The organism is Liquorilactobacillus capillatus DSM 19910, from assembly GCF_001434915.1.
Taxonomy (GTDB): Bacteria; Bacillota; Bacilli; order Lactobacillales; family Lactobacillaceae; genus Liquorilactobacillus; species Liquorilactobacillus capillatus.
The window spans coordinates 20,416-44,748 of sequence record NZ_AZEF01000013.1 but is presented as its reverse complement, the minus strand read 5'-3'; the positions used below and the strand labels follow the sequence as shown (position 1 = coordinate 44,748).

At 34.7% G+C, this 24,333-nt stretch carries 24 protein-coding genes; 7 read left to right on the top strand and 17 right to left on the bottom strand.

Annotated features, from left to right (window positions below):
- Window positions 1-178: 178 nt before the first annotated feature.
- Together FC81_RS03260 and FC81_RS03255 are read right to left on the bottom strand one after the other, a co-directional pair.
- Window positions 179-556 (bottom strand): hypothetical protein, encoded by a 378-nt coding sequence (locus tag FC81_RS03260; RefSeq protein WP_057742961.1) that lies wholly within the window; start codon window positions 554-556, stop codon window positions 179-181.
- Between the two features lie 32 nt (window positions 557-588).
- Entirely contained in the window at window positions 589-852 is a 264-nt protein-coding gene (locus FC81_RS03255; protein WP_157054691.1) for a hypothetical protein, read from the bottom strand.
- A gap of 126 nt (window positions 853-978) precedes the next feature.
- Here FC81_RS03255 and FC81_RS03250 point away from each other — a divergent pair, with 126 nt between their 5' ends.
- Together FC81_RS03250 and FC81_RS03245 are read left to right on the top strand one after the other, a co-directional pair.
- A complete protein-coding gene (locus tag FC81_RS03250) occupies window positions 979-1,599 on the top strand; it encodes a LexA family protein (RefSeq protein ID WP_057742958.1) in 621 nt (206 codons plus the stop codon).
- A 789-nt stretch (window positions 1,600-2,388) separates the two neighbouring features.
- Window positions 2,389-3,336: a S41 family peptidase gene (locus FC81_RS03245; RefSeq protein ID WP_057742956.1), complete on the top strand. Its 948-nt coding sequence runs from the start codon at window positions 2,389-2,391 to the stop codon at window positions 3,334-3,336.
- A 282-nt stretch (window positions 3,337-3,618) separates the two neighbouring features.
- Here FC81_RS03245 and FC81_RS03240 read toward each other — a convergent pair whose 3' ends face one another.
- A complete protein-coding gene (locus FC81_RS03240; RefSeq protein ID WP_057742955.1) occupies window positions 3,619-3,906 on the bottom strand; it encodes a hypothetical protein in 288 nt (95 codons plus the stop codon).
- Window positions 3,907-4,223: 317 nt separating this feature from the next.
- Here FC81_RS03240 and FC81_RS03235 point away from each other — a divergent pair, with 317 nt between their 5' ends.
- Together FC81_RS03235 and FC81_RS03230 are read left to right on the top strand one after the other, a co-directional pair.
- Entirely contained in the window at window positions 4,224-5,258 is a 1,035-nt protein-coding gene (locus FC81_RS03235) for an ABC transporter permease (protein WP_057742953.1), read from the top strand.
- 2 nt (window positions 5,259-5,260) lie between these two features.
- On the top strand, window positions 5,261-5,932 hold the full coding sequence (locus FC81_RS03230; RefSeq protein WP_057742951.1) for an ABC transporter ATP-binding protein: 672 nt from the start codon (window positions 5,261-5,263) through the stop codon (window positions 5,930-5,932).
- A 427-nt stretch (window positions 5,933-6,359) separates the two neighbouring features.
- On the opposite strand, the gene FC81_RS03225 is transcribed toward FC81_RS03230, so the two are convergent.
- The 5 genes from FC81_RS03225 to yidA all read right to left on the bottom strand — a co-directional run bounded on the left by FC81_RS03225 (window position 6,360) and on the right by yidA (window position 10,079).
- Window positions 6,360-6,677, bottom strand: coding sequence for a hypothetical protein (locus tag FC81_RS03225; RefSeq protein ID WP_057742949.1), 318 nt, complete (start codon window positions 6,675-6,677; stop codon window positions 6,360-6,362).
- A 123-nt stretch (window positions 6,678-6,800) separates the two neighbouring features.
- Window positions 6,801-7,652 (bottom strand): DUF1129 domain-containing protein, encoded by an 852-nt coding sequence (locus tag FC81_RS03220; protein WP_057742947.1) that lies wholly within the window; start codon window positions 7,650-7,652, stop codon window positions 6,801-6,803.
- A complete protein-coding gene (locus FC81_RS03215) occupies window positions 7,652-7,987 on the bottom strand; it encodes a PadR family transcriptional regulator (protein WP_057742946.1) in 336 nt (111 codons plus the stop codon). Before FC81_RS03215 ends, FC81_RS03220 begins: the two co-directional genes overlap by 1 nt.
- A gap of 148 nt (window positions 7,988-8,135) precedes the next feature.
- A complete protein-coding gene (locus tag FC81_RS03210) occupies window positions 8,136-9,074 on the bottom strand; it encodes an NADP-dependent oxidoreductase (RefSeq protein ID WP_057742944.1) in 939 nt (312 codons plus the stop codon).
- A gap of 201 nt (window positions 9,075-9,275) precedes the next feature.
- Window positions 9,276-10,079, bottom strand: coding sequence for a sugar-phosphatase (gene yidA, locus FC81_RS03205; protein ID WP_057743097.1), 804 nt, complete (start codon window positions 10,077-10,079; stop codon window positions 9,276-9,278).
- Window positions 10,080-10,338: 259 nt separating this feature from the next.
- Between yidA and FC81_RS03200 the strand changes: the two genes are divergently transcribed.
- A complete protein-coding gene (locus FC81_RS03200; RefSeq protein ID WP_057742942.1) occupies window positions 10,339-10,806 on the top strand; it encodes an HXXEE domain-containing protein in 468 nt (155 codons plus the stop codon).
- Window positions 10,807-10,808: 2 nt separating this feature from the next.
- On the opposite strand, the gene FC81_RS03195 is transcribed toward FC81_RS03200, so the two are convergent.
- The 3 genes from FC81_RS03195 to FC81_RS03185 form a co-directional block, all read right to left on the bottom strand.
- A complete protein-coding gene (locus FC81_RS03195; RefSeq protein ID WP_057742941.1) occupies window positions 10,809-11,321 on the bottom strand; it encodes a GNAT family N-acetyltransferase in 513 nt (170 codons plus the stop codon).
- A gap of 235 nt (window positions 11,322-11,556) precedes the next feature.
- A complete protein-coding gene (locus FC81_RS03190; RefSeq protein WP_057742939.1) occupies window positions 11,557-12,405 on the bottom strand; it encodes a YitT family protein in 849 nt (282 codons plus the stop codon).
- 71 nt (window positions 12,406-12,476) lie between these two features.
- A complete protein-coding gene (locus FC81_RS03185) occupies window positions 12,477-13,598 on the bottom strand; it encodes a M24 family metallopeptidase (RefSeq protein ID WP_057742937.1) in 1,122 nt (373 codons plus the stop codon).
- A gap of 169 nt (window positions 13,599-13,767) precedes the next feature.
- On the opposite strand from FC81_RS03185, the gene FC81_RS03180 reads away from it, so the two are divergent.
- Entirely contained in the window at window positions 13,768-14,343 is a 576-nt protein-coding gene (locus FC81_RS03180) for a TetR/AcrR family transcriptional regulator (protein WP_057742936.1), read from the top strand.
- Between the two features lie 655 nt (window positions 14,344-14,998).
- A complete protein-coding gene (locus tag FC81_RS03175) occupies window positions 14,999-15,256 on the top strand; it encodes a hypothetical protein (protein WP_057742934.1) in 258 nt (85 codons plus the stop codon).
- Window positions 15,257-15,884: 628 nt separating this feature from the next.
- On the opposite strand, the gene FC81_RS03170 is transcribed toward FC81_RS03175, so the two are convergent.
- From FC81_RS03170 to FC81_RS03145, 6 genes are all read right to left on the bottom strand, one after another.
- On the bottom strand, window positions 15,885-17,747 hold the full coding sequence (locus FC81_RS03170) for a nuclease domain-containing protein (RefSeq protein WP_057742932.1): 1,863 nt from the start codon (window positions 17,745-17,747) through the stop codon (window positions 15,885-15,887).
- The gene (locus FC81_RS11105) at window positions 17,731-19,761 is read right to left on the bottom strand and encodes an McrB family protein (protein WP_235804624.1); all 2,031 of its coding nucleotides are present in this window, start codon (window positions 19,759-19,761) and stop codon (window positions 17,731-17,733) included. The genes FC81_RS03170 and FC81_RS11105 overlap by 17 nt, the downstream gene beginning before the upstream one ends.
- Window positions 19,745-20,839: a hypothetical protein gene (locus FC81_RS03160; RefSeq protein ID WP_057742930.1), complete on the bottom strand. Its 1,095-nt coding sequence runs from the start codon at window positions 20,837-20,839 to the stop codon at window positions 19,745-19,747. The genes FC81_RS11105 and FC81_RS03160 overlap by 17 nt, the downstream gene beginning before the upstream one ends.
- Window positions 20,840-21,267: 428 nt before the next feature.
- Window positions 21,268-23,013 (bottom strand): DUF2326 domain-containing protein, encoded by a 1,746-nt coding sequence (locus FC81_RS03155; RefSeq protein ID WP_057742928.1) that lies wholly within the window; start codon window positions 23,011-23,013, stop codon window positions 21,268-21,270.
- On the bottom strand, window positions 23,000-23,227 hold the full coding sequence (locus FC81_RS03150; RefSeq protein ID WP_057742927.1) for an ABC-three component system middle component 6: 228 nt from the start codon (window positions 23,225-23,227) through the stop codon (window positions 23,000-23,002). The genes FC81_RS03155 and FC81_RS03150 overlap by 14 nt, the downstream gene beginning before the upstream one ends.
- Entirely contained in the window at window positions 23,217-24,260 is a 1,044-nt protein-coding gene (locus FC81_RS03145) for an SMEK domain-containing protein (RefSeq protein WP_057742925.1), read from the bottom strand. The genes FC81_RS03150 and FC81_RS03145 overlap by 11 nt, the downstream gene beginning before the upstream one ends.
- Window positions 24,261-24,333 lie beyond the last annotated feature (73 nt).

Sequence of the window (24,333 nt, the reverse complement as noted above, 5' to 3'; positions counted from 1 at the left end):
AAGAATATGCCATATAAGTTGGCAAAATCTAAGTATTAACATATCGTAAGTACCTCGTTATGGAGTTGTTCGAAGTCAAACACAGACTTTTTAAGGAACACTTTTTATGCAAAATCAGCAAAAACCTGGGTCAAAAATCAGCTTTTGACCCAGGTTCTAAAACATTTCTTGCTGTATTCTATTTATCATTTTTTATTTTTTCCTGTATTTTAATATTTTGTTCAAACTGTTGCGTATTACTGTTCTCAAGTGTTTTCTTTAAAGTCACTAAGTCCTTTTGAATATCGACTACTGCTTGAGTTGTTTTAACTATTTTTTCGCTGAACTCAGCACTGCCAATACTTTTACCGGCCTCAACAATAATTTTATTATTGAGGATATTTCCAATCAAAATGATAAAAGATCCCAGCACACTGGTTATTAACGTCATCTCAGTAGCGGTAAATGAAAACGTTAGTTTAAATTCAGCATAAGTTAGCCCAAGAATAAGCAGAAACGTTACTAATGAGATCCAGAAACTTGTTTTATCTCTGTTAGCTTTCCATAGCTTTTTCATTTTTCTTCCCCCCGCCTCAATTATCTCTTTCATTAGCATTGACCAATTTTATAAACTCGAACTGATCCTTCATACTTTGTTCGCTGAGCATACGTTGGGCTAGCTTTAAATAGTAGTGTTCCTATGGCTAACTTATTTCGTTGGGCTAATTCAGGAAGTGTCCCTACATCAATAAAATGATCGCCACGGTAAATTGCATAAACAGAAACTCTTCGTGCCATTAACATCCCCCCGTTTTCTGCAAATAATAGATAAGTGGCCGCTTTATCTTTATATTCGCTTCGTATTTCGTTCACTTAAGAGAACACCGTAAACTTAACACCATCGTTTTCTTTTGTCAAAGGTTTGCTAACATTACAAGTATTGTTCGCAACCAAGAACAGTGTTATACTAGTAACAATTATTACTAAGGAGGTTCTGCTATGAAATCTAATGCAGAGATTATTGCTCAAATGCAGCAGCTTGCCAAACAACAACAGCTCTCAATCAGTGAAGTGGCACGTCGCGTTAATATGGCAAAATCAGCCGTTTCAAAATACTTTAACGGTTCGCGTACTTTTCCTTTAAATAGGCTTGAAAGTTTTGCTGCAGCATTAGGAACTACCGCAGAAAACTTACTAGGCGTTGAAATACCAACTAACATGGTACCTGTAACTAAAGTGGTTAAAATCCCTATTATTGGTGTAATTGCTTGTGGTGATCCTATTACTGCCGAAGAGAATGTTGATGGTTACATTGAGGAACCACAGGAAAGCCTCCCTTCTGGGAAACTTTTTTATCTACGAGCTAAGGGTAATTCAATGTCCCCCACGATTCCTAATGGTGCCAATGTTCTTATCCGACAACAGCCTGAAGTTGAAAACGGAGAAATTGCTGCTGTTTTACTGACCAATGATAATGAAGCAACTTTAAAACGCGTCAAAAAAAATAAAAAACTAATTTTATTATTACCAGATAATCCTAAATATGACCCTATCGTTTCGACATCGAAAAATCCTATTAAAATCCTAGGAAAAGCAATTCGTTTTATCTCAGACCTCTAACTAGAGGTTTTTTTATTGCACAAAAAAAGACCCCAACTATTAAGTTGCGGTCTTGTAAATGAGGAAAAGTTGATTTAGTGGAATGTAGGCGACACAATATTAGCAACTACATCAACTACAACACCCATGCTAGCACTGCCTTTTTAACAAGTCTAATATAATGCACATTTTTCACGAGTAATAGATATTAGTTTAGGATTATCTATTGCAAAATGAATTGTTGAACAACATAATGGCAGTGTTTTTATAAATTTTCGGTACTACTTATTCGCCCCTTTATATCGAGCTATAAAGTATTCTCTTCTAAGTGTAATCGCTTGCATAAAAATAAATATCATATATAATACAGAGTGTAAGGGGTTATAGCAAACGCTATGACTGAACCTTGGCGCTAGGCTAATAAATAGATATAGTAGCTGAGGTTAAAAAAGCTGTCGTAAGGCAGTTAGAAAAGAGGTTAGAGTTTGACTATCCCTTATGAAGCAGCAGTCCAGCGAGATAATTAATAAATTGATGATGATTTTGAAGAGATTTAAGATTGTTAAAAATTAGGTTAATTAGATCGAAAGATACAGGTGAAGTGTAAAGAGCTTAAACTTATCTTGCTGGGCTGTTTTTTTGTGCGCTGGTAGATAACCTGTGTAATAACAAATTGTAAGATTCCTTACTGCATTGTAACTTGGATTAATTACCTTTCTTACTTAGAATACTAGATAGGTCTTAGAAAAATACCAATGTCTGTCCGCTGGGAACAGAAAAGATAACCATCAAAGGAAGGAATCAATTACTATGCAGCATAGAAAAACTAGCTTAATTAGCGTTTTTTTAACATTAATTGTCATTATAGTCTACGGTTTATATCGTTATGGGCCAAAATTTAATGTCTACCTTTTCCCACCGTCCGCTGAAGAATACGGCAAAACAGCTATCGATAAAATAGATAGAAATGGCATCTATACTAATCGTAAGAGATGGCAACTTGCTAAAAAAAGAGCTTTGGATCAAATTAATAAGAAACAGAACTATCAACAAATAATACCTATTCTAAATACCGCACTAAAAATAGCAGGAGGAAAACATTCTTTCGTAAACATCCAAACACAGCAAGATAAAATTAACCAATTTCATTCAAACCCGCCTCTTATAAAATACACAAATTTCTTATACATCCACGAACCTGAGTTTACAGGTTCAATTAAGCAGGGTAATGCTTATGCCAATAAAGTCAATGAGGCTCTTCAAAAAAATCGACCTTCGAAGATTATCTTAGACTTGCGTGATAATACTGGTGGAGATATGGGGCCTATGATCGGAGGTATCTCAGCATTAATTCCTAACGGGAAAATTTTTTCTTTTGTTGGCAAATCAGGAAAAGTTACCCCAATTAGACTTTTTGGTTCAATGATTAATGCTGGCAGTTCTATGGTTAAAGTCCAGCGTCCTCAGAAATTACTCCATAGAAAAATTGCTGTAATTATAAATAAGGGAACCGCTAGTTCTGGCGAACTAACTGCTCTATCATTACAAGGACTACCTAATGTGAAATTCTTTGGCAGCCCAACTGCTGGTTATACAAGTGTCAATCAAACATACACCCTTTTTGACGGAAGACAAATAAACTTAACCACTAGTGGTATTCGGACACGGAATGGTAACTATTTTTTAAATGACAAAATTATACCTCAACAATACAGTACGCATCCTTTAAAAAGTGCTCAAGACTGGCTAAGCAACTAAGTATGCCCTGACTGCTTACAATAAATATTACAATTACAGCTCCTTGTTTGGCGTAAATTAACCTACAAATACGCATAAAATACTCCATAATTATTGTTTTTCTTACACAATAATTATGAAGTATTTCAAGTACCTAAAAATATTATTGCACTATCATTACCCAATACTAACCATTTTCCCATATTACTTAAAGTAGCTTAACCCAGATTAAAAACCATATTTTTAGAATCTGTAATTGTTCACCCCACTAATATAGCCAGCAATAAATTCATAAATATCAGGCTATATATATAAAGCAACTAAAACAAGCAGCAACAAACTAATCTTAGAAAGGGCTGTTGTAAGTTTATGCCAATTAATTGAACAAGCCAGCCCAACTGCTACTAAAGTTTCAGGTAACTCTATCCATTTTGTTATTATCCCCTCTCCAATTTGCATGAAAACAGACATTATATAAAATTTCACAGCTATTATTACACCACAAATAATGGTAATACTGCACCACATTTTCATTTCGAAATTGATTGTCGTAAAATATGCAATTCTTTCGTAAGTTTTTGTTGTGACCATTTTTTCTTCAATCTAATTTAATTTTAAAACCTCAGGTAATTCCATTTTTTCCTTTCTTCTCTAATTCAATATGCTAAACCTGGCTGTCTTCTCAAAGTATCTATCAGTTGCACACCAACCAAATAACTTGAGATCTTTTCTATACAGCCTCAATAGACTACAGTCGCTCATATTATTTCGCTAAAATCACGTCCGACTTTTTACCAAGCTTATTTTAACCAAACTAATCTAAATACTATATAATGATAAGTGACACTTTTATAATAATAAAGCCTTGGAATATTAACCATATTAAAATACTAAATGAGGAGAATAATATGTTTCTAGCTGTTAAAGAGATGTGGTACGAAAAGTTGCGTTACTCGTTAGTAATTGAACTAATATTTTTAGTAAGTTATTTACTCATTATTCTAACTGGCCTATCTTCTGGTCTAGCCAGTCTCAATAAAGCTGCCGTTAATGAATGGGGAGCTGAAACTATTGTGCTGGATAAAGATTCTGAAGGTCGATTGGCACAATCATTCCTATCTAATCAGACAATTAGATCCACTAGCGGAACCCCTATTTCACAATATAGTTCCATCGTAAAAGCCAAAAGTGGGTTAAAGGAAAATTCGACAATTATTGCTATTTCTAAACACTCGTTTATCTATAAAAACCTTTCTGTTATTGATGGAAAAAAATTCACTACCAAAGGAACAGTCCTTGTATCAGATATATTCAAAACAGCGGGTTTTAAAATTGGGGATACCCTATACTTAAATAACTCCGATGTTAAATTGCGTATTGCGGGCTTTACACCTCAGGCTACTCTCAGCGCAACGCCCGTGGTATATACTTCTTTTACAACAATTAAGCCACTGACTCGAGGAACAATTAATGCACTGCTAACATCTAAAAAGAAAATTAAGCAACCCACAAACGCTTTAGTCCTAAGTAAAGATCAGTTTATTAATAAACTACCCGGTTATAGTGCTCAAAATATGACTTTTAATTTTATGATTAGTTTTCTTTATATTATTATTTTTATTGTCATCTCAATCTTTCTATATATTCTAACAATTCAGAAACTCCCAAACTATGGTGTACTAAAAGCTCAAGGGATCCCAACAAAATTCTTAACGTTGAACACCTTATCTCAGTCCTTAATTATCTCCATATTCGGTGTTATAGTTGCCATTATATTTGGTTTTATTACTGCACTTCTGTTACCTAGCGAAGTTCCTATTGTTATCAATATAGCTAATATTATCTCAACTAGTGTCGGTATTGTCCTTATGTCACTGTTCGGCAGTATTATTCCAATCTATCAAATAGCAAAAGTCGATCCCTATAAAGTAATCGGAGGATAGATATGTCAAATCTTATTTTTTCATCAGTTAATAAAGTCTTCGGCTCCGGCAGCAGCCGCTATGTTGCTCTGGAGAATATAGACTTTGAAGCTAATAGTGGAGAATTAATTCTAGTTGTCGGCCCATCTGGCTCTGGAAAAACCACTTTCTTAACTATTGCAGGCGGACTACAGACCCCAACTTCGGGTAACGTAACGCTCAATAACGAAGCTATCACTCGACTTAATAGAAAAGAACAGTCGCAACTTCGGTTAAATAAAATTGGATTTATCCTTCAATCATATAACCTCGTACCGTTTTTATCTGTTAAAGAACAATTTACGCTGGCCGATAAAGTCAAAAAAACGAATATATCGCCTCAAGATTTAGATCAATTACTTACAGATCTAGATATTATTTCACTAAAAGAAAAATACCCTAACCAGCTTTCCGGTGGGCAAAAACAACGAGTCGCTATTGCGCGTGCATTATACACGGATCCAGAATACATCTTAGCAGATGAACCCACAGCTGCCCTTGATACGGAACGCTCTGCTGAAGTAATGAAACTACTAAAAACACTCGCTCACAAACGAAACAAAGTAATCATCGTTGTTACTCATGATATGCGTCTAAAAAAGAATGCGGATAAAATTTATCAGATTATTGACGGTAGGATGTCCTTGCTGAAATAGTTTTTTCTTAATATTTTATAATAGAATAGGTGCAATACTAATTACACACAAAAACAAGATAAAGTATTCACTTTTTAATTTATCTTATGAGTTTCCAAACAGAGCGTTTTGCAGCTAGTTTGCCACGAATGTTCGTTCTGGATCGTAGTTTTCAATGGTTGTTTATCTAATAAAAAATTTGCCCGATACCCTTCGTTTTTAACCCAAATTGAACCCTTAAACATTAGGGATATCCGAGCTCACTCGTAGAAGATTAGAAACATTTTTAATGGAGTGCTTAATTTTTGCTAGGTCACTCATTAACAATATATAATGGCCAGGGTCTTCCCATGTATTCAGGGACTCAACGTATCCGTTTAAGTGAGATAGTTGTAGTGATGCCTTGTTTTCAATCTTAATTTCTGAATAATAAGTAAGACTCTTGGGTTCAATGGGTTGCATCAACTAATACTTTGATAGCTGAACTATTCCGTTCAGTTGGATCAAGCAATAAAAATCCGCTATAAATTCCATTTTGAAATTGTTTTGCGGAATAAATGTAATTAAACATCCTGGTTGTACCTATAAGCTTGTTACCATGAAAAAGAAGATAAAATCGCTCAATTTCTTTTACCTTAAATGAAAGTTCAATATTTTGAGACGTTAATTCACTTTCATTTACTTGATATGCACTATTTTCTATTAAAAAATCTGCAATAATCTGCAAATTATCTTTTTTATACTGTCTGACTATATACTCACTCATCTATTAATGCTCCTTTGTTATAAAATGGAATACAATAATATTTACGATTATCAGTCCAAAAGTATACTTTGCCTTCAGTATTGATCTATTAGTCCATAATCTTACCTTTTTGACAGGCAGTCTTTACTGCCTGTCTTTCTTATTTTTTATACCTCTCCTAGCTATATAAACATTTAGCACCCAAAATAATACTAGCATTCCTATTAAAGCCCCTACTGACAGGTACTTTCCAGTCGTTGTTTCACTTAATAAAGGACCTATTTGAGGTAGACGCATCGCTATTCCTAATAGTCCAACTCCCATGCCGAAAATAACAAACGGCCAGCCGATCTCTTTATTCTTTTGTCTCCCAAAAATAAATAATCCAACGGTTAAGAAAATACCAATCACTAGGATCCCGCTCCAACCAATCAAGCGAAACCGCAGTGGCGTTTTAACAAACATATTAATTAAAAAACCGGGAGTCATCACAATAACAGTCACAATCCATAAGATCAAAAAGTTAACAACTCTATTATGCTTATGCGAACCGGTTTTATAAATCGAATTTCCCCAATATTTAAAGCCAATTATAATTGCTAGAAAAAAATATCCGCCTGATAATATCAACTTTCCAATATCAGCTGGTTTCTGTGGGTATACTAGCTCCGGTAATAAGCACGCCGCAAGATAGACTGCAATCACGAACAAAACAAGCCGGACTAATTCCCACGGTTTCCGCGGAATCTCAGCTAATAAGGTATCTGCCAATTCTTTTGTATTCTTACCAAAATATTGTTCAGCATTGATTCCGTCTCCTTGGGCATCTAAAATATCCTGTAGAATTGTTAGTAACTGTGATTCTACTGCGTATTCATCGCGCGTTACTCCCTTAAACCGAACATATAATAATAAATTTTCGTAGAATTTTTCATTTGTAGAATTTAACTGTTTACGTAGCTGATTATTTTTGTCAATAATCTCACTCTTCTTCATTAAATCCGCTCCTCATTAATTAGTTTTGAAACTGTTACCTGTAATTTGTTCCACTCATGAATAAAATCGGTCTTAGCCTTCTGGCCCCTTTCTGTAATAAAATAATACTTACGATTAGGTCCCTCGACCGAAGCTTGTCGCCTGCCTTCAATCAACCCACGTCTTTCCATCGTTGCCAGCAGCGGATAGATCGTTCCTTTAGGGAGATTTTCTAAACCATAGATATTCATTTGCTTACTCAAACCATACCCATATTCTGGCTTCTTATCTAAGATCATCAGCATAATGCCTTGTAAGATTCCTTTTAAAATTTGACTAGAAATATCTTGTGCCATCATACTACCTTCTCATCTAGTTTGTTTAACATACTAGTAAGATAGCATATCCTTAACTAGTTTGTAAAGCATACTAGCTAAAGATATTTTTCAAGTATAAAAAAACAGCCTCAAATTAAGAGACTGCCTGTTATATTAAAGGAATTATTTATTTCGTATTTTTAATAATAATTTTTCCTTGTGCATGGTGACTCTCGCTACGTTTGTGAGCTGCCTGCAACCCACTAGCTGTCAGCGCAAAAGTACTATCAATTATCACCTTAACTTTACCTTGAGCAACTAGCTTACCTAATAGGCTTAGTTCTTCTCCATTAGGTTGGAGCCACCACGAAGAAACTGACTGGGTCCTTGATCCTTGTTCTTCAGTAGGCTGACCTGCAATTGTAACTAATCTACCGCTTGGCTTTAAAATACTTAAACCTTCATCTATTTGATCAACAGTATCAAAAACAGCATCATAATCACTTAAGGTAGCCTTAATTGAGGTCGTATGGTAATCGATAATCTCATCTACTCCCAAACTCCGTAATAATTTATTATTACGGGGACTAGCTGTTGTTGCAACATATGCTCCTAAATATTTTGCAATCTGAATAGCAAATATCCCCACACCACCAGCACCTGCTTGAATTAGGACCTTCTCACCTTTTTTAACTTTTAAGCGATCAACAATCACTTGCCATGCGGTCAATCCAGCTAAAGGAATAGCTGCCGCTTCTTCAAAAGAAATCTCCTGTGGCTTCAACGCTAGCTTATCTTCTTTAACAGCTGCAAACTCAGCATATGTTCCACGTTTACCTTTTGCATCAATATCGGGGCGCGCAAAGACTTGATCCCCAATTTTAAATGAAGTAACATCTTTTCCAACCTCAACAATAGTTCCTGCAAGATCCCAACCTAAAACCACGGGGAACGTCCAAGCAAACATCTTCTTCAGCATCCCTAAACGTGCTTTCCAATCGATAGGATTCACACTGGTCGCGGCTACCTCCACTAAAACCTCATCTGCAGCAATTTCAGGAATCTCCATTTCTGTTTCATGCAGTTCTTCAGCTGTCCCATATTGATCAATTACAATTGCTTTCATTCTTCTTCTCCTTCTCAAAGTTTAATTATATCTCCCGTTTAACTTCAAGGCCTGATATTTTTTAAGTTTAACTGCTGCCTCAGAAACAACTATCCCAAGAGATCGTACACGATATATAATCACAAACCAGCCGCTTAGGTCAAGTAAAATTACTTGGTTGCGGCTGTTCTCTAACTGTTAAACTTGTAAAATTCTTATCTTCTAATGAAGTACATATTTTTCAATTGCAGCTGCGACGCCACTATGATTATTATCCGCCGTTATCGCTTGTGCTACTTTTTTTAGCTCTGGAATTGCATTTTTCATTGCCACTCCCAGACCCGCAAACTTAATCATACTTAAATCATTACCACCGTCACCAATAGCCATTACATTATCAGCCGTCAGACTTAGTTTCTGGCAAAGTTGTTGTAATGCACTTGCCTTACTGATCCCCTTAGCATTCGCCTCATAGAAATACGGTGTACTTCTCGTAAAGGTAACTCTATCCTCTAGCTTTGCAAAACCAGTATAGTCTTTCAGTGCTCCTTCTAAAATCTCTGGTTGGTCAATAAACATCGCCTTAATAATCTTAACACCGCGCATTTCATCTGGAGTTCGGTAAGAAACATTTAACGATACTAAACTTGATTCATGTATCGTATATTCTCCGATATCACGGTTAGCCGTATAAATTCGGTCATTACTGATTGCATGAAAATGAAGTTGCTTTTTTCGAGCAAGACACTCCAAATCAAGATAACTGTCGTAGCTAAGAGGAGTTGCTGAAATAACGGTTCCACTGGTTGTTTGAACTAGTGAACCTCCAAAACTAACAACGTATTGGTCTTGCAAATCAGCTAAATCTAACTCTTTCAAGAGTGATACAACACCAGATAAAGGGCGTCCTGTACAAAGAACCACCTTTATCTCTGCCGCTTTTGCCTTCTTTATTGCATGCTTTACCGAATTAGTTAGTTTCTTTTCTGAATTCACTAACGTATCATCGATGTCAAGCGCTATCATTTTGATCTTAATAGTCTCCACACTCCTTCACAAATAACTTTTCTCTAAAAATACTGTAGCATATCCTTTCTTTTTCAGCCTGCTTTATGCATTTTTAGAATGTTTTTATTATTTTTTAGTAAAATATCTCCACTATTATTTTTAATATTTCTTGATCAACCGTTTGCTTAATTGCTAAACTTCTCTTTAGTAAAATTTAAATTACTGTTATCCTAATAACAGTAATTTAAACATAACCAACTAGATTGGAGTAACATTGATGAATATTTATTTAGCTTTTCCATTGGTCTTTATGCTACATGAACTAGAAGAAATTGCTTTTATGCCTACTTGGCTGATTAAACTCAAAGCACAGCGGAATAACCGGTTTCTCCATTTGATTCCAAATAGTAGCCCTCGTGCCTTTACATTAATGGTACTAGAAGAATATTGTCTCTTGCTAATTATTATGCTGTTATGCTGGTATACACAGGCCCTCAACTTTTACTTTACTTTAATGCTTGCCTATAACTTACATATTCTAGTCCATATAATACAAGCTGTACTGCTCAGAAGCTATATCCCTGGTCTAATCTTAGGAATATTCTCATTCATCCTAATAGGTTGGATCCTATGGCATAACTGTCAGCAGGTTAACCTAATCGCGGTCGGTCTTTTTCTTCCCTTAAATATCATAATTATTGCTGGAAATTTATTATTAATTCATAAATTATTTAACCATAGTTAAATTTATAGTATTTTAGCCATATAATATTCATTAATATATTTTCCGTCTACAAACATTGAATTTTTTCGGACCCCTTCAATGGTAAAACCGCTGCTAGTATACAAGTGTTGTGCTGGCGTATTATTTTGCATTACTGTTAGTTCTAGACGCTTAAGGTTGGCCTTTTGTGCCCATACCGTTAAATCCTTAAATAGATTTGTCCCCACTCCTTGTCCCTGGTACTTAGCCAGAATTCCAACAACTATATAAGCAGTACGGTTAAGCCGGCGGGCTTTACCTCTCTCTGCTGCAAGATAGCCGACCATTTTCCCTGCCTCAGTTACCGCAACCTCTAGAAAGTCTACCTTATTTTGAGCAGATTTAATAAAACCTTTTAGCGTTTCTATTCCAGAGCCTAGTTCTTTTCTCTCCCCAGGTTCATACACCATAAAACGTGTTTCATTATCCAGCTCTGACATTAACCGCCATAATTTAGTGGTTTCATCCTCTTGCGGAGTTTTATAACTTAAAGTCATCTTTTTCTCCTTCACTAATCTTCTATCATCTGAATATTTCAAAAAGTTTCATGTGAAACATTTTTTGACGGTGTTTGTTTGGTCTATTTTATTTTAAACCAAATATACACATAACGATAGTGCTAGGCTAGATTTACTTCATTTATTATAAAGCTGTTTTCCTAAGGACCTTCTATTTGTACACTATTTTGGTAGGTATTTTACCGTTACAGCATATATACAGTAAACCTTGTGCTTAAAACCTTCGAATATAGTTGCCACTGATAAAATCTGTTGTTTGGACACTAATAAATGCCGCAGGGTCGCATCTAAGAATAGTTTTTTTCAAAAATGGAATCTCATTTTTCTGAATCAGCATCATTATCATATCCGTTTTTTGGTCAGCGTAGATTCCTTGACCAGGGAAAAGTGTTGCTCCATGACTATAACTACGCAATGCTTTCTTTAATTCATCTGGTTTTTTTGTAAAAATAACCAGTGTCACATTTTTCTGCTGAATATAAATTTTATCCATCACATAACTAGTAAGTAGCATGCTGATCAAACTATAAACCGTCCCCGGGATTCCAAAAAACACAGCTGTTACTGCTAAAATAATGCCATTTATAAGTGTATTTACAAAGCCGATATTTTTATGATACTTTTGTTGAATAAAGCTGACAACAACATCTGTCCCACCTGTTGAGAAACCATTTCGGAAACACAAACCGATCCCGATTCCGATAATAGTTCCGCCAACAATCGTATTAGTTAATCGTTCTTGCAGGATTGTTACCTCCGGAATAACCGCTAAAAAAATAACGTTAGAGATAACTGCTGTTAGAGAATATAATGTATAGTTCCACCCAAACAAAAGAAGCGAACAGATAACTAGTGGAATATTGAGTAAAATAACTAAGTGACTAATACTCATGTTGATCTGTACTACTTTTAATAAACTATTCAGTAACTGGGCAATTCCTGGAACTCCAATCGAATAAGCATGTGCAGAACTTAGAAATAAGTTTATCCCTAGTGCCGATAATAAACCATAAACTACTGCAACCGTAAGTTTACGAATATTTGAAAGAATATATTTATCCATTTCAATTTTCCTTCCATAGATAACACAACGGCTGTAAACTTATTTACAGTCGTTGTAGTCTCGCCTCTTAATTATTTTAGAATTAAATCTTCAAGATCAGTCGGTGCCTTGGTCAATAACCGATAACCGTCTTTTGTAATTACTGCAGTATCAGAATGCCGATAACCACCGTGGTTTTCAAAATAAATTGCCGGTTCTACTGAAATAACCATATTTTCTTGCAATATATCATCATTTCCTAAAGACAATGTCGGCCATTCATGATTATTCAATCCGATTCCATGCCCCGGACGATGTAAGATTCGGTTTAGTACCCCCTCTTGTTCAAAATAACTATCGACAACTTTTTCGATATCGCTCGCCTTTTTCCCTGGTTTTAAATTCTCCAAGAAAATTTTTCTAGCCATCATCATCTGTTCAAAATGTTTTCTTTCCTCATCAGTTGGCTCTTCAACGAAAAAGGTCCGTTCACATTCGGCAGCATAGCCCTGAAGATTAAAAAGTGCGATGTCGATATTAGGGCCTGCACCGAGTGTCGCATTAACATCTGGAATACTATGTGGCATAAAACTGAATTTAGCTGGCCAAACTGCATTGATCGTCCGATTCTCCAAACTAAAGTTTTTTGCTAGTTCTTCTGCCCCAACTTTCATCGCGATTGAATAGGTGTCCATCACCTTTGTACCTTTGCGAGATATCTTCAATGTTTGCTGTACAACTTTACTGCAGACATCTGAGACATACTGAAGTTTGTCTAATTCGTATTCACTCTTAAGCATTCGCTGGTTTTGAATTAGGAACCTAGTCTCCCAGTTAATATTCGGCGTAAATCTCGTTACCAATAATTCCCCATTACTTTCAATCCCTACTCTTGCCAAAGGTGCTAAATATTTTGTAAGGACATCGTACCAGTTTTCACCATTCTTTGAAGTAACATCGAAATAGTTATCCATTTCATAATCAAAATACGAAACCGTAAAATGGTCGACTTCTAATTTAGGTACAATGAATAATGGTTTTTTATCTGGGTACACTACGAATAGAAATGGTCGTTGTTCAGGTTTATAATTAATATTTGTAAAGTACCAGACATCTTCTTGGTTAGTTATGACATAAGCATCTAAATTTGCTTTTTTTAAGTTATCTTGCAAAGTTGTTAACCGCTCTTTTAGTTCTTGTTCTAAATTTTGCATGCACAATACCCCTCTTTATACAATTGTTGAAAAACATTGTCTATCTTTGAATTTCAACGTCATAGTAATGCCAATTAGAATCTAAAACAACACGCAAAATCAGCCAAAGAGTAGGATATCAAACCTTTATTAGTGAATCGTATTAAAAAATGGAATGGAGACGCAATCTATGACAAGTGATATTCGCGTAAAAAAAACACGCCGCAACATAATCTATACATTTTTAGACTTACTTTGCAAAATACCCTTCAAGAAAATAACTGTTGCCAAAATCTATACTGAGGCAGAAATTGCCAAATCTACTTTTTACGATCACTTTAATGATAAATATGATCTTCTTGAACAAATAATCCAATCACGAAGTACTGCTTTTGCTACAGAGATCGAACGAAAATTCACTAAATTTAATGATGAGACCATCTTAGAGTCTTTAACGACTATTTTCCTAAGTCTCTCGCAGAATTCTACCGAACTAAAAGCATTGTTGGAACTTCACGAAACACCACTTACCCTAGAAGCTGAACTTCGACGGATAACTCTTGAAACTTGTAAAAATTACTTACAGCAACAAGCATTAAATGATCAATTTTCAATTGACTTTCTAGCCCACTTTTATAGTGAGTTATCCTTAACTTCTATTCGATTTGCGTTAAACAATGCGGCTAACCCTGTCTGGATACAGCAGCAAACAGAGATCATGACTATGCTACAACGCGACTTGCATACAAAAGTTTTAGCTAATTAACTCTGACTCTTCCAATCGGTTTTACTAAATATCCTACTTAATTATTAGTCTTTACGTAGGTACAACATTATCTTGTTTCTCCTTTGCTGATTGCTCCCTGCTTAGCTACAAATGTCCAAAGCTATAATGATGTCTGTTAATATTAGTTAGCTCCTATTAACTAAGGGTTGGCGACTTTTAATAATCAAATGTGGTTGCGACGTGACTTAAGGTCAAAGGATAATAGTATGTCATTTCTTGCTATTAAAAGTAGCAATCAAGTTGCATTAGTTTTTATTATTGACCCAAAATAAGTTACCCAACTAAAAAGTATTAACCAAAGTGATTTTTTGCTAGCGTTTTAGAATCTAAGAATAGTTTGCACGGCAAAAAGTTATGTGTCATATTTTACACGATTATCCCTAAAAGGCTTTTGCCTTGCTAAAAAAACAATTACCCAATTGGTAAAATCTTTATTTTAACTCAGATGAGTGTGGTTATGATAAAAAACATGATCAGGCTATTACTATTTACTGTCGTGAGATTCTATGTGTGGTAATTCTCCCCACTTCTTGACTTCACACTGCATAGCGCCTTCGATAATGGCGAGACTTACAAAATACTTACATCCTATTTCACGCAGCACACAAAAAACTCTGCCACAGAAGGAGTATCTGTGGCAGAGTTACCATCTAAACAAGTTATTCTTAATGTCACTGATGAAGAAAATTATTTAAAACCCTCGATAATATCTGAAGATGAATGTGCCTACCAAAACCAAGTTGGTGAAAATAAAGCTAGAAATCCATTAGCTATCTTTAGCTTAAAGGAAGACCAATATAATATTGGCCGTGATTGTCCCTTCTCGATACAAAAACTACTTATCGCTACGTTATTTAGAAATGGGCGAAATATTAATTTGGACAGTGTTTAAAAAAGGAGCTATTGCTAGCAAGAGAAACCCACACGGCTTCCTTATTGAGTACTGTAGAACAAACAAAATAATCATATAACGCCCCCAAAGATTAGCTCAAGAAACTAAGCCTTACGGGTCATTATATTATTTTCATAGAAAGTACTTTTTTATTTCTTTATTATTATGTCAGAAAACCGCATCACTTATGATACGGACTACCGTATCATTCATCCCCGCGGTTAATTATCCTCAGATTAACCTAATTGGCGTTGGAGCTCAACATACCATTGAATGGCTCAACGAAACCGGATTGTTGCCATTGAGTTAAGAATTCGCCGCTTAAATAGGTGATGTTAGCTGTTTTGAGCATATTTCACAGCTATCGTTCGCACATCAATTAGTTCTGGCCCCTTCAAGATCAGACTGATTACCTTCTCATGATTATTGTATAAGTGGCGAAGGCAACCTGAGCTGAACGCTCTTGTAGTTGTTCCATAGCAACAACGTGTTTTGAGCATTCTTCAGATACGTTCTTCGCAAAAGTATCGCAAAAAAACTTTAAATTACATTATTTATTTTCAAGTAGAAATACGTTGGCTAATCAGGCTAATCAAGCTGTATATTTTCTTTTAAACATATACTAGTCCTAATTTTTCGAATTATGCAAATCAAACATTTCAAATATATTTGAACGATCCTGAATTTTGCTAATATTTTCAGAAAGTATGGAATCTAATTCTACAAAATCCTCACCAGGTCGCATCTGAATATACCGAACGTTTTTGCCGGTATACCTACTCTCCTCCTTAACAACATCTTCAGAATTATTGGTTGGGTACAAAACCAATAAAGCACGAACAGGTCGCATATCTTCAATATACGGATAATTATCATGAAACGGAGAACTCGTGTCATTCACATATGATGTAAACTGATCCCTAAGCCCCTTGTTTTTATCGAACGATTTTACTTTTTTTAGGATACTGATAAGTTTTATATACTTAGCATCTAACAAAACGCTTCCCAAATACCGCTTTTCTATATCAAAAACATCAATTCTAATGTCAGGCTTATTTCTATCAGATACTGTTATCAATGGTCTAGAAGCACTAACTCGGCATCTATTAGAAGGTATCGTTTCGTTATATGTCAAATTAATAAATAATTCACTACTTGAAAAACTTACTTGTGTACCTTCTGTTAGAAAAGGCAAGTCCTTGTTTTTTCCATGAGTGTCATAAATCCATCCACCTATCGGTTCAAAGTCTTGCCTGATTAATGATTTCATAACATTAATAAACGTCCAAATTTCATAAAGTTGAGCCGTTTTCTTCCAATACCGACGATATGACCTAGCCAAAGTAAATTGCTTTTTTTGTTGGAATAGGACCATATAAATTCGGTATAAAACATTGTAGGATGCGTTTAGCATAAGTGCCTTAGGTAATGCAGTGTTACTAGGCATAGATGCATTTTTAAGAAAAGCATCCTCAAGTACAAGGCGCAAATATTCTTGTAATTTTTTTAAAATAGTTGTGGCCTTTTGCAGCTCAGTAAGATTATTAATAAAATTTTTTTCAAAGTGTATTCGTTCACTTTTAGTCCATTGTTGTTCATATTTATGCTGTCCATTATAGTCATCCTTAGTTGCAATCTCTATTTGACAGTTATAAGCAATTTGCTTTCCACAAAATTTAACTAGGCGAGTCAAGAATAATTTTAACCACTGATTTGCTGCTACATCATACTCCAAATACCTTTGTGGGGTATATAACATTCCACGTTTATCTGGACGTTCACCAATTTTACGAATCGTCTGTTGATCAATTTCATTCTTTAACCCTGCTGATACCCATGAGTATGCTTTACTAATTTGATACTTTGCTTCATTTCTTAGCGTTTCAATCGCATATCTAATCCGTGTTTCTTGTTCAACTAAAAATGCAGTATCATCGTCAAGAATACTCATAGTATGTGCACCTTCAATACTTTTAACCTTACTTCGCATTTTTTTTGAATAATCTAGAGCTAATCCTTTGACCATCCTTTCAACATCATCACGCATAACCTGCCACTCTGGTGTAGTGAGTTCTTTGGGAGAAATATACCAGTATGCAAAGAAAGTTTGCCCATTATTCTCTTTAACACGTACTGTGTAATATCCAGGAGTTAAAGGAACAGTTTGCAAATCAACAGAACTTTTTTTATCTTCCCAACTGTTCGTATAAATACAATAATTTTGATTAAAACTATAGCTGTTTACATCATCTGACTCCGAATAGTCTCTACGATTTTGAATTTCGTAATCTTCAAGTTCTGGTAGTTCAAAAAACCCATTTTCAGAATCCCCAGATGTAATCAAAATATCGAATGGTCTATACTCAGGAACTGATTCAATCTGATCTTCTGATAATTCAAACAAGCAGTCTTCATCATATAGTTTTAACTTCAATTTAATTTTACCTTGTGAGTCTTGAGACTTAATTATTAAATTACATTGTAAACCCATATAATTTCAACTCCCGAGCTTTTTGTTGGACTATCTGACGTGATTCAGTAAACTTTGAAATCGTTTTATTATTATCGAAAATTTTAACTAAAATACCATCATCCCCATTTTCAATTAGATCACGTAATAATTCCTCTGAACCTCGAACTTTAGTCAATACACGTTGAACTAACTGCAGATCAAACGCTTCACCGCGTGATACACCGTTTTCGATATCCGGTAAAGAAATGAGAAAGCTTTCGATTTGCTGTACAATTCGCCAGCCAATACCAAGGTTCCGATCTTTTGAGTTCAATGCACTATGGATATCCCAAAGCAATGATTTTTCTTCAGAAGTTAACGGTTTTGCGTTATTTTTATCCACTAAGTTGAAATAATCTTCAGTGCTCATTTTCATAGTATCCATAGAATCTTCATTCTCCGAAGCGGGAGCATTCTTGAAATTCTGATTAAACGGTACTATGTGCAAAGAGATAACGTTAGAACGATCAAGGACCTTATCAGAAAATTGAAAAGTTGACTCATCTGTATTCACCGTTCCCACAAAAAGAACATTACTTCCAACTTTTATACGGGACGGGTATGTTTCTTGGTTATATAGTCTATTGCTAAGTTGTGGATTATATAACTGAACATACCTGCTATCAGAAGAAAGCTCAAGAACCGACAAAAACTGCGAGAAATAGTGTTCAACTCGTGCTAAATTCATCTCATCAAAGACAACAATATACAGGTTATTGGGATCTTTATCTGCAGCTAATAATGTTTCTACAAGTCTACTGTCCCCTGGACGATAAACACTATTTACCGTATCAGCATAACCTAGTAAATCAGAATCATCTGCCCAAAACGGCCGGACTGGCACAAAGCACAAACGAGCAGATAAAGTTTTTTGATCAGCAATTCCTAAGGTAGTTGCATAGGCACTTACTAATTTTGATTTTCCTGTACCACTCAAACCGGACAAAATCACCAATCCATTGCTTTCCATCGCAGTATGGAAATTAATCAAGTCTTTCACATTATAGTGCAAACCCATTCGATCTGTTTGCTGAATAAAACGTTGAATAAACCTTGACTGCTTAGAATTATTTAAATCTGACTTAACCGTTGACTTCATTATAGTATCGTCCAACTTAGTTACTTGCTTACCAATTTTTGCTTCCTCCACATTGTCTTCACTAATAGTGATGTTCTCGGATTGTTTGTCAGTTATATTGGTTTCAGTATTAGTAACTCGTTGAGGATGAAATTCAGATGCACGCTTCTCATATCTCAGAACAATATCTTGAGGAACATACATAACATCTTTACCTCGAAGTGTCAATAAATTACTGAGCCAATCCGTATCATCTACAGTAATTCCAACACGTCTTATTTTTTCACCGTTTTTCGGAAAGTATGCAAAGCCTCTAGTGGTCTTTTCTTGTTTTTCAATACCAACATAAAAAGACATTTCAACATCACTGTTTTTCCAAATGACACTTCTAGGAGCTTCACTGGCATCGGCCGGCCACGGAACAACATTTCCAAGAACCTTCCCCTTCAGTAACGCATCTTCAAATTCGTATTGATTGTTTGGCCTATTATATTCATCGACTACACTAAACTGTGGAATGCGTGTAAACCAAACTTGACTGGGCTCGGTCCCTGGATTTTGCGGTAGTACTTCTACGTCAAACGCATTTAAAAATAAACGATCTCCAGAATCACTATAGTTAAAGCTTGGGGTGGTAACAAACCACTTATTCTTCAGATAATCGAATGCAATGTCTTTGCGTTGTTCGGGGTCAGAACTAGACTCATCATCAGTGAAACCAATATGATAATTATTATTAATGATCATACTCATCTGATGCGGAATATTCGTAATATCTATAGATTCCGGCCAATCTGTACTTGGATATAGTCTTGCGCGTAAACTCCCCTTCGCTGTTATATCCAGATCATCTCTACTAGCAAGATAACCAACCATTTTGAAATCTTGCTTACCTTCATTAATTGTTGCCAACATTATATGTCCCCCCATTAATCAATTCATACTGACTTAAGAAAATAACATCTGTTGTTATTTTTTCTTCACGAATCCTCTCCATTAATGATAACCATACATATCTTGCAGTAATCTCTTGTAGCAACACAAGTCGCTCTGGTTTTATAAATTTTATCCATTCCATTAATTGATCCATCGTATTTGAAACACCAATATAAATATATTCATCATTTGAACTCTCTAATTGCTTTTCGCCGGCAACCAATGTTAAATTTTTAATATACGCTGTTCCGACTAACTTCAGCATTGAACTGTATTTATCTGCCATTTCAGATTTCTGAAATAGTTTTCGTTTAAGTCTATCCATTTCACTGTTTAATCTATTAACTTCTGCCTCATACTTACTAGCTGCCGTTTCACTAACATCACCATATTTTCTTTCTATTTCATCTATTTTTTGTTTTCGTTCTTTAATTGCAAATTCAGCTTGTTCAGTTAGTTGCTTTTTAAATTTATTAGTTAACTGCTCTATTTCGTTATTATGTTGCTTTTTCGCTTGATTAAATTTCTCTTTTAATTTTGAGTTGGCCTTGGTCAATCTTATAATTTCACTGTTTAATTTATCCTCTACTAAATTATCTTGAGATATCGATGGTTTATTGTTTACAGACCAATCAATTTCCTTCCATGCTTCATGCCAATCTTCAATGTTGGTTACCGCATCACCAATATACACTTCAATAGCCTTATTTTTATAATTCTTTAGCATCGTAAGTAAAATAGCTCCCGCTTTGGAATCATGATGTTGTATAAGCTCTTGAAGTCCAGAATAAGAAATATCTTTTATTATGATATTAAAATTATTTATTTTATAGAATCGATCTACCTTCCCATTTATAATCTGAGAAACTGTATAAGCAACGTTCCCACGATCCAAGAGATTACCAATAATTTTTTCTCGCATCCGATCAGGAATTTTTTTTGCAACACTAGCCATTTTCTTTTTCGGTGCTTTTTCATATATCCCAGCTAACATCTGAGAATCAATTGGCATTAATAACATTTCTGCCACGCGTATCGTAAAAATCGAGTATTCCAAATTTGTTCCTCCTACTCATCAAACCGTCATACGACTTGGATTTATTAATGCATAAAATCTCGTTATTTTTGATACCATAATCACTTGGTGCATAGTATGCGTTAAATTCATTTTGACGCAAGAAAGCGTATTTAATTAGCCACTCGCATTCATGCACATACTATTTCAGTATAGGCGGTCAGCCTCACGATAAAAAGGAAATATTTTCCTTAATATTTCTTTTTTTAATTATTAATTACATGATTTTATCTGCAGTAACTACCACTCAAACAATATTCTAATTATCATTGATGCTGCAATAAATACCGTACAATCAATGTACTGACATCATTTTAAATAATTAACACTTAGAAACAAACATACTATCATACTAAACATTAAAATAATATCCAAGGCCTCCAGAAGGAAAAGGTAGACGTCATTATTAACTAGTTATTACCTGATAATTCAATTCGATAGAGTTTATCATCTTGGCTAAGGCGAATAAGGACATTGGTATTGTTCAGATTTTCATCTGATAGCTTATCCTGTAATATTGGAAAGATCACTTGAATACGCTTCTTATTAGCATATTCTATCAAACGTATTAATTGTCGATTATCTACCAATTCCTTTCGGTCTGAAATGACAAACCCAGGTGTAGCAATTCCTGAAGAACGAGCATATTCTAAGTAAGCAATATCAAAAGCAATAGTTAATGCTTGCTTACTTCCAGAAGAATTTGCTTCTAATGTATTAGAGATTTTAAGTTTATAAAAAGGAGAACCCTGAGCGCTTTTCCCTTCTTCAGCGTAGATATAAGCACTTTCGTTATTACCATATAGGTACTGAAAAACAGGTGTTAAATAACTTGTACTAAATTCATGTAATACACTATTAAATTTATTAAGGTGCTCAGCAGTATATGATTGTAAACTTTTACTTTCTAACCTTTGAGTCGACTGGTCTAGCTTATCTTGGGCTTGCTTTATTTGATTAATTTGCTCAGTCAATCGGCCTAATTTATCCACCTGTAGGGTATATTCGCTAATAAGTTTTTGGATATCAGTTACTTCACCAACATCACCACGTAATAAAATATGTTCATTTTTAGAGATTTTAGTTAAAATCTTATCACGACGATTTACTAAATATTTTATCGTTAAAAACACGTCAGACAGATTCTTCTTAGCAAAATTGTAACGATTCATCTTCATTGTACGAACAAATTGAACTACTTCACGGAAGTCTTTTGGGAGAGTACCTAATAACTCATTAGCATCAGCATACATTGACTGTAGCTCAGTATCATCAACAATATTATCATCAAGATTTAATTTTTCTTTTTGTTCTCTAAGGATGTCTCGTTTGATACGGACATCAGCAAGCTGTTGATTAATCTTAGTAATTTTCTTTTTATCAGCAATTACTTCATCTAGGATTATTTGATAATTTGGAATTTCTAGTAAATCCTTTCGACGTTGATCAAGTTTTTGAACGCCGGTTTCGCGTATAGCTTTTTCGGCTTCTAATTGATGAATATCAGCGTTAGTTGTCAATTGATCTAGAAACTGATTATAAGTACTTTTAGTATCTTCTAAAGATTTAATATCCTCAGTAGAAATCGCAGGATCTATTTGAAACATATAAAGATAGATAGATTCATAACGCCGTCCAGTTGGAGTTCCTTGTAAATACTTAAAAGTGTTTTCCACTGCTCTACTGCTATACCGGACTACTCGATCGATTAACTCTCGATAAGATGGTGAAGAATCAGAAGTAATTTCATCAGTAAAAAATAAATTCGCTAGATAGTTCAAATATTCAGTTTGGTTAGAAACATTCTTTCCATTAATTTGACTAAAAACATGGCCTTTAGAATTAAATCCACGTACAACATTAACTCTGTTTTTAGTTTTGGTATCTTGAAGAGTCATACTAAAAGTTCCTAAATTTTTAGTAAGATACTCTTCCGAAACGTCAGTGGGTCTAGTAAACAACTTTTTTCGATTACCACCAAGCATAAAATCAATAATACGTAAGAAAGTAGTCTTGCCTATATTATTACCCGACTTAGTAGGAACACCATCTGGCATAGGGGTTTCATCAACAATCAGGTTAGCCGCATTAATAAAATTCACATCACGAATAACCTTGTTATTAATGCTAATTTTAAGCTCTTTAATGATGTACATAAATATACCGCCCCCCTTGTTCGTCAATCTGTCCCAAAATATACAGCCAAGCAAGAGACAAAGTAAATAATTTTTCACCAATTTTAAAACTTATTTTTTGTTCAACTAACTCAAACCATTCCTGAAAACTCAACTGAGAATATTGTCGGATAATTGACAAGGAAAATGCTCCAACATAGTATGGACTTAATTTTGGATCAATTTTATTGAACATGTTGAACATTCTCCTTTCCTAAAGGTATGCGTGGTGGCTCTTCAAAAACCTCACATCTATTGAAAGCGTCAACTACTATCTCTACAATGTAACGACCGATTTCATCCTGTCCAAGTGAATGACCAAGAGCATCTCGAAAACCTGTACCGTTGGTATTAAGATATTTGGTGAGATAACCAATCAGTTTACCAAACTTTTGTACAGAAGTTTGGGCTGCAATAACTTCTTGGTCAAAAAAGTATCCTTCCTGAAGTAATGAAAATATAGTCTTATCCGCATTTTTCCCTTGTTCTAAAAAACTTTTATATATTGAGTCAAATAATTCAGAATCTGTATTCTTAAGAATAAATGCTGTTAATGTCTCTAACTTGTTGAATTTTATTTTTTCTTGAATATGAAATGCATGGGGGGGTATGCGTATTGACCTTTGATTTACACTAAGATCAGCGTTTGAGAGCCGACTAATAAGTTGCTCTAAGATCAATGGATTTCTCTCGGCAACTAGTTCACTAACAGCTTCATTAATAACATCGAGAATATCCTCGAGCTTATCTAATTTGAACTGACTAGAAGAAACAAGTTCAGCATAAAGAAGTTTAAAATCAAGATAATTATTTTTTGGATCGAATTTAGATATAATTTTATTTTCGCTATTTTTAATTGAATGTACTTTTTTTGCCCATGATGGTGTGACCACAATTAAGGAAAAAATTAAAACACGATACGATGAAAAAGATGGTTGTTTTTTTAACTTTTCGAACGTATTCTTCGCCTTTTTTGCATTTAATGGAGTAGAAGTAACTTGAACCAAAATCTGATTTTTGCAATCAATTAAATCAGCCCCGGGAAAATTCAGGACCTGTTCATTTAGATTTTCTAAATTCCAATTAAAAACTTGTTGCAATAATTGTGCAATAATTGGCTCAGCAACTATAGCTGCATCATGCATGTTAGCTGCACTAAACATTTCAATTTGTTGTGCCCACAGTGAAAGCCTTCTATTAATAAGGCGTAAAACATCCTCTTTATTCATGACAGAATCCATCCTTCCAACTAATTACCATATTCTATCAGCTTACCACTGAATCCATGTTTATTTTATTATA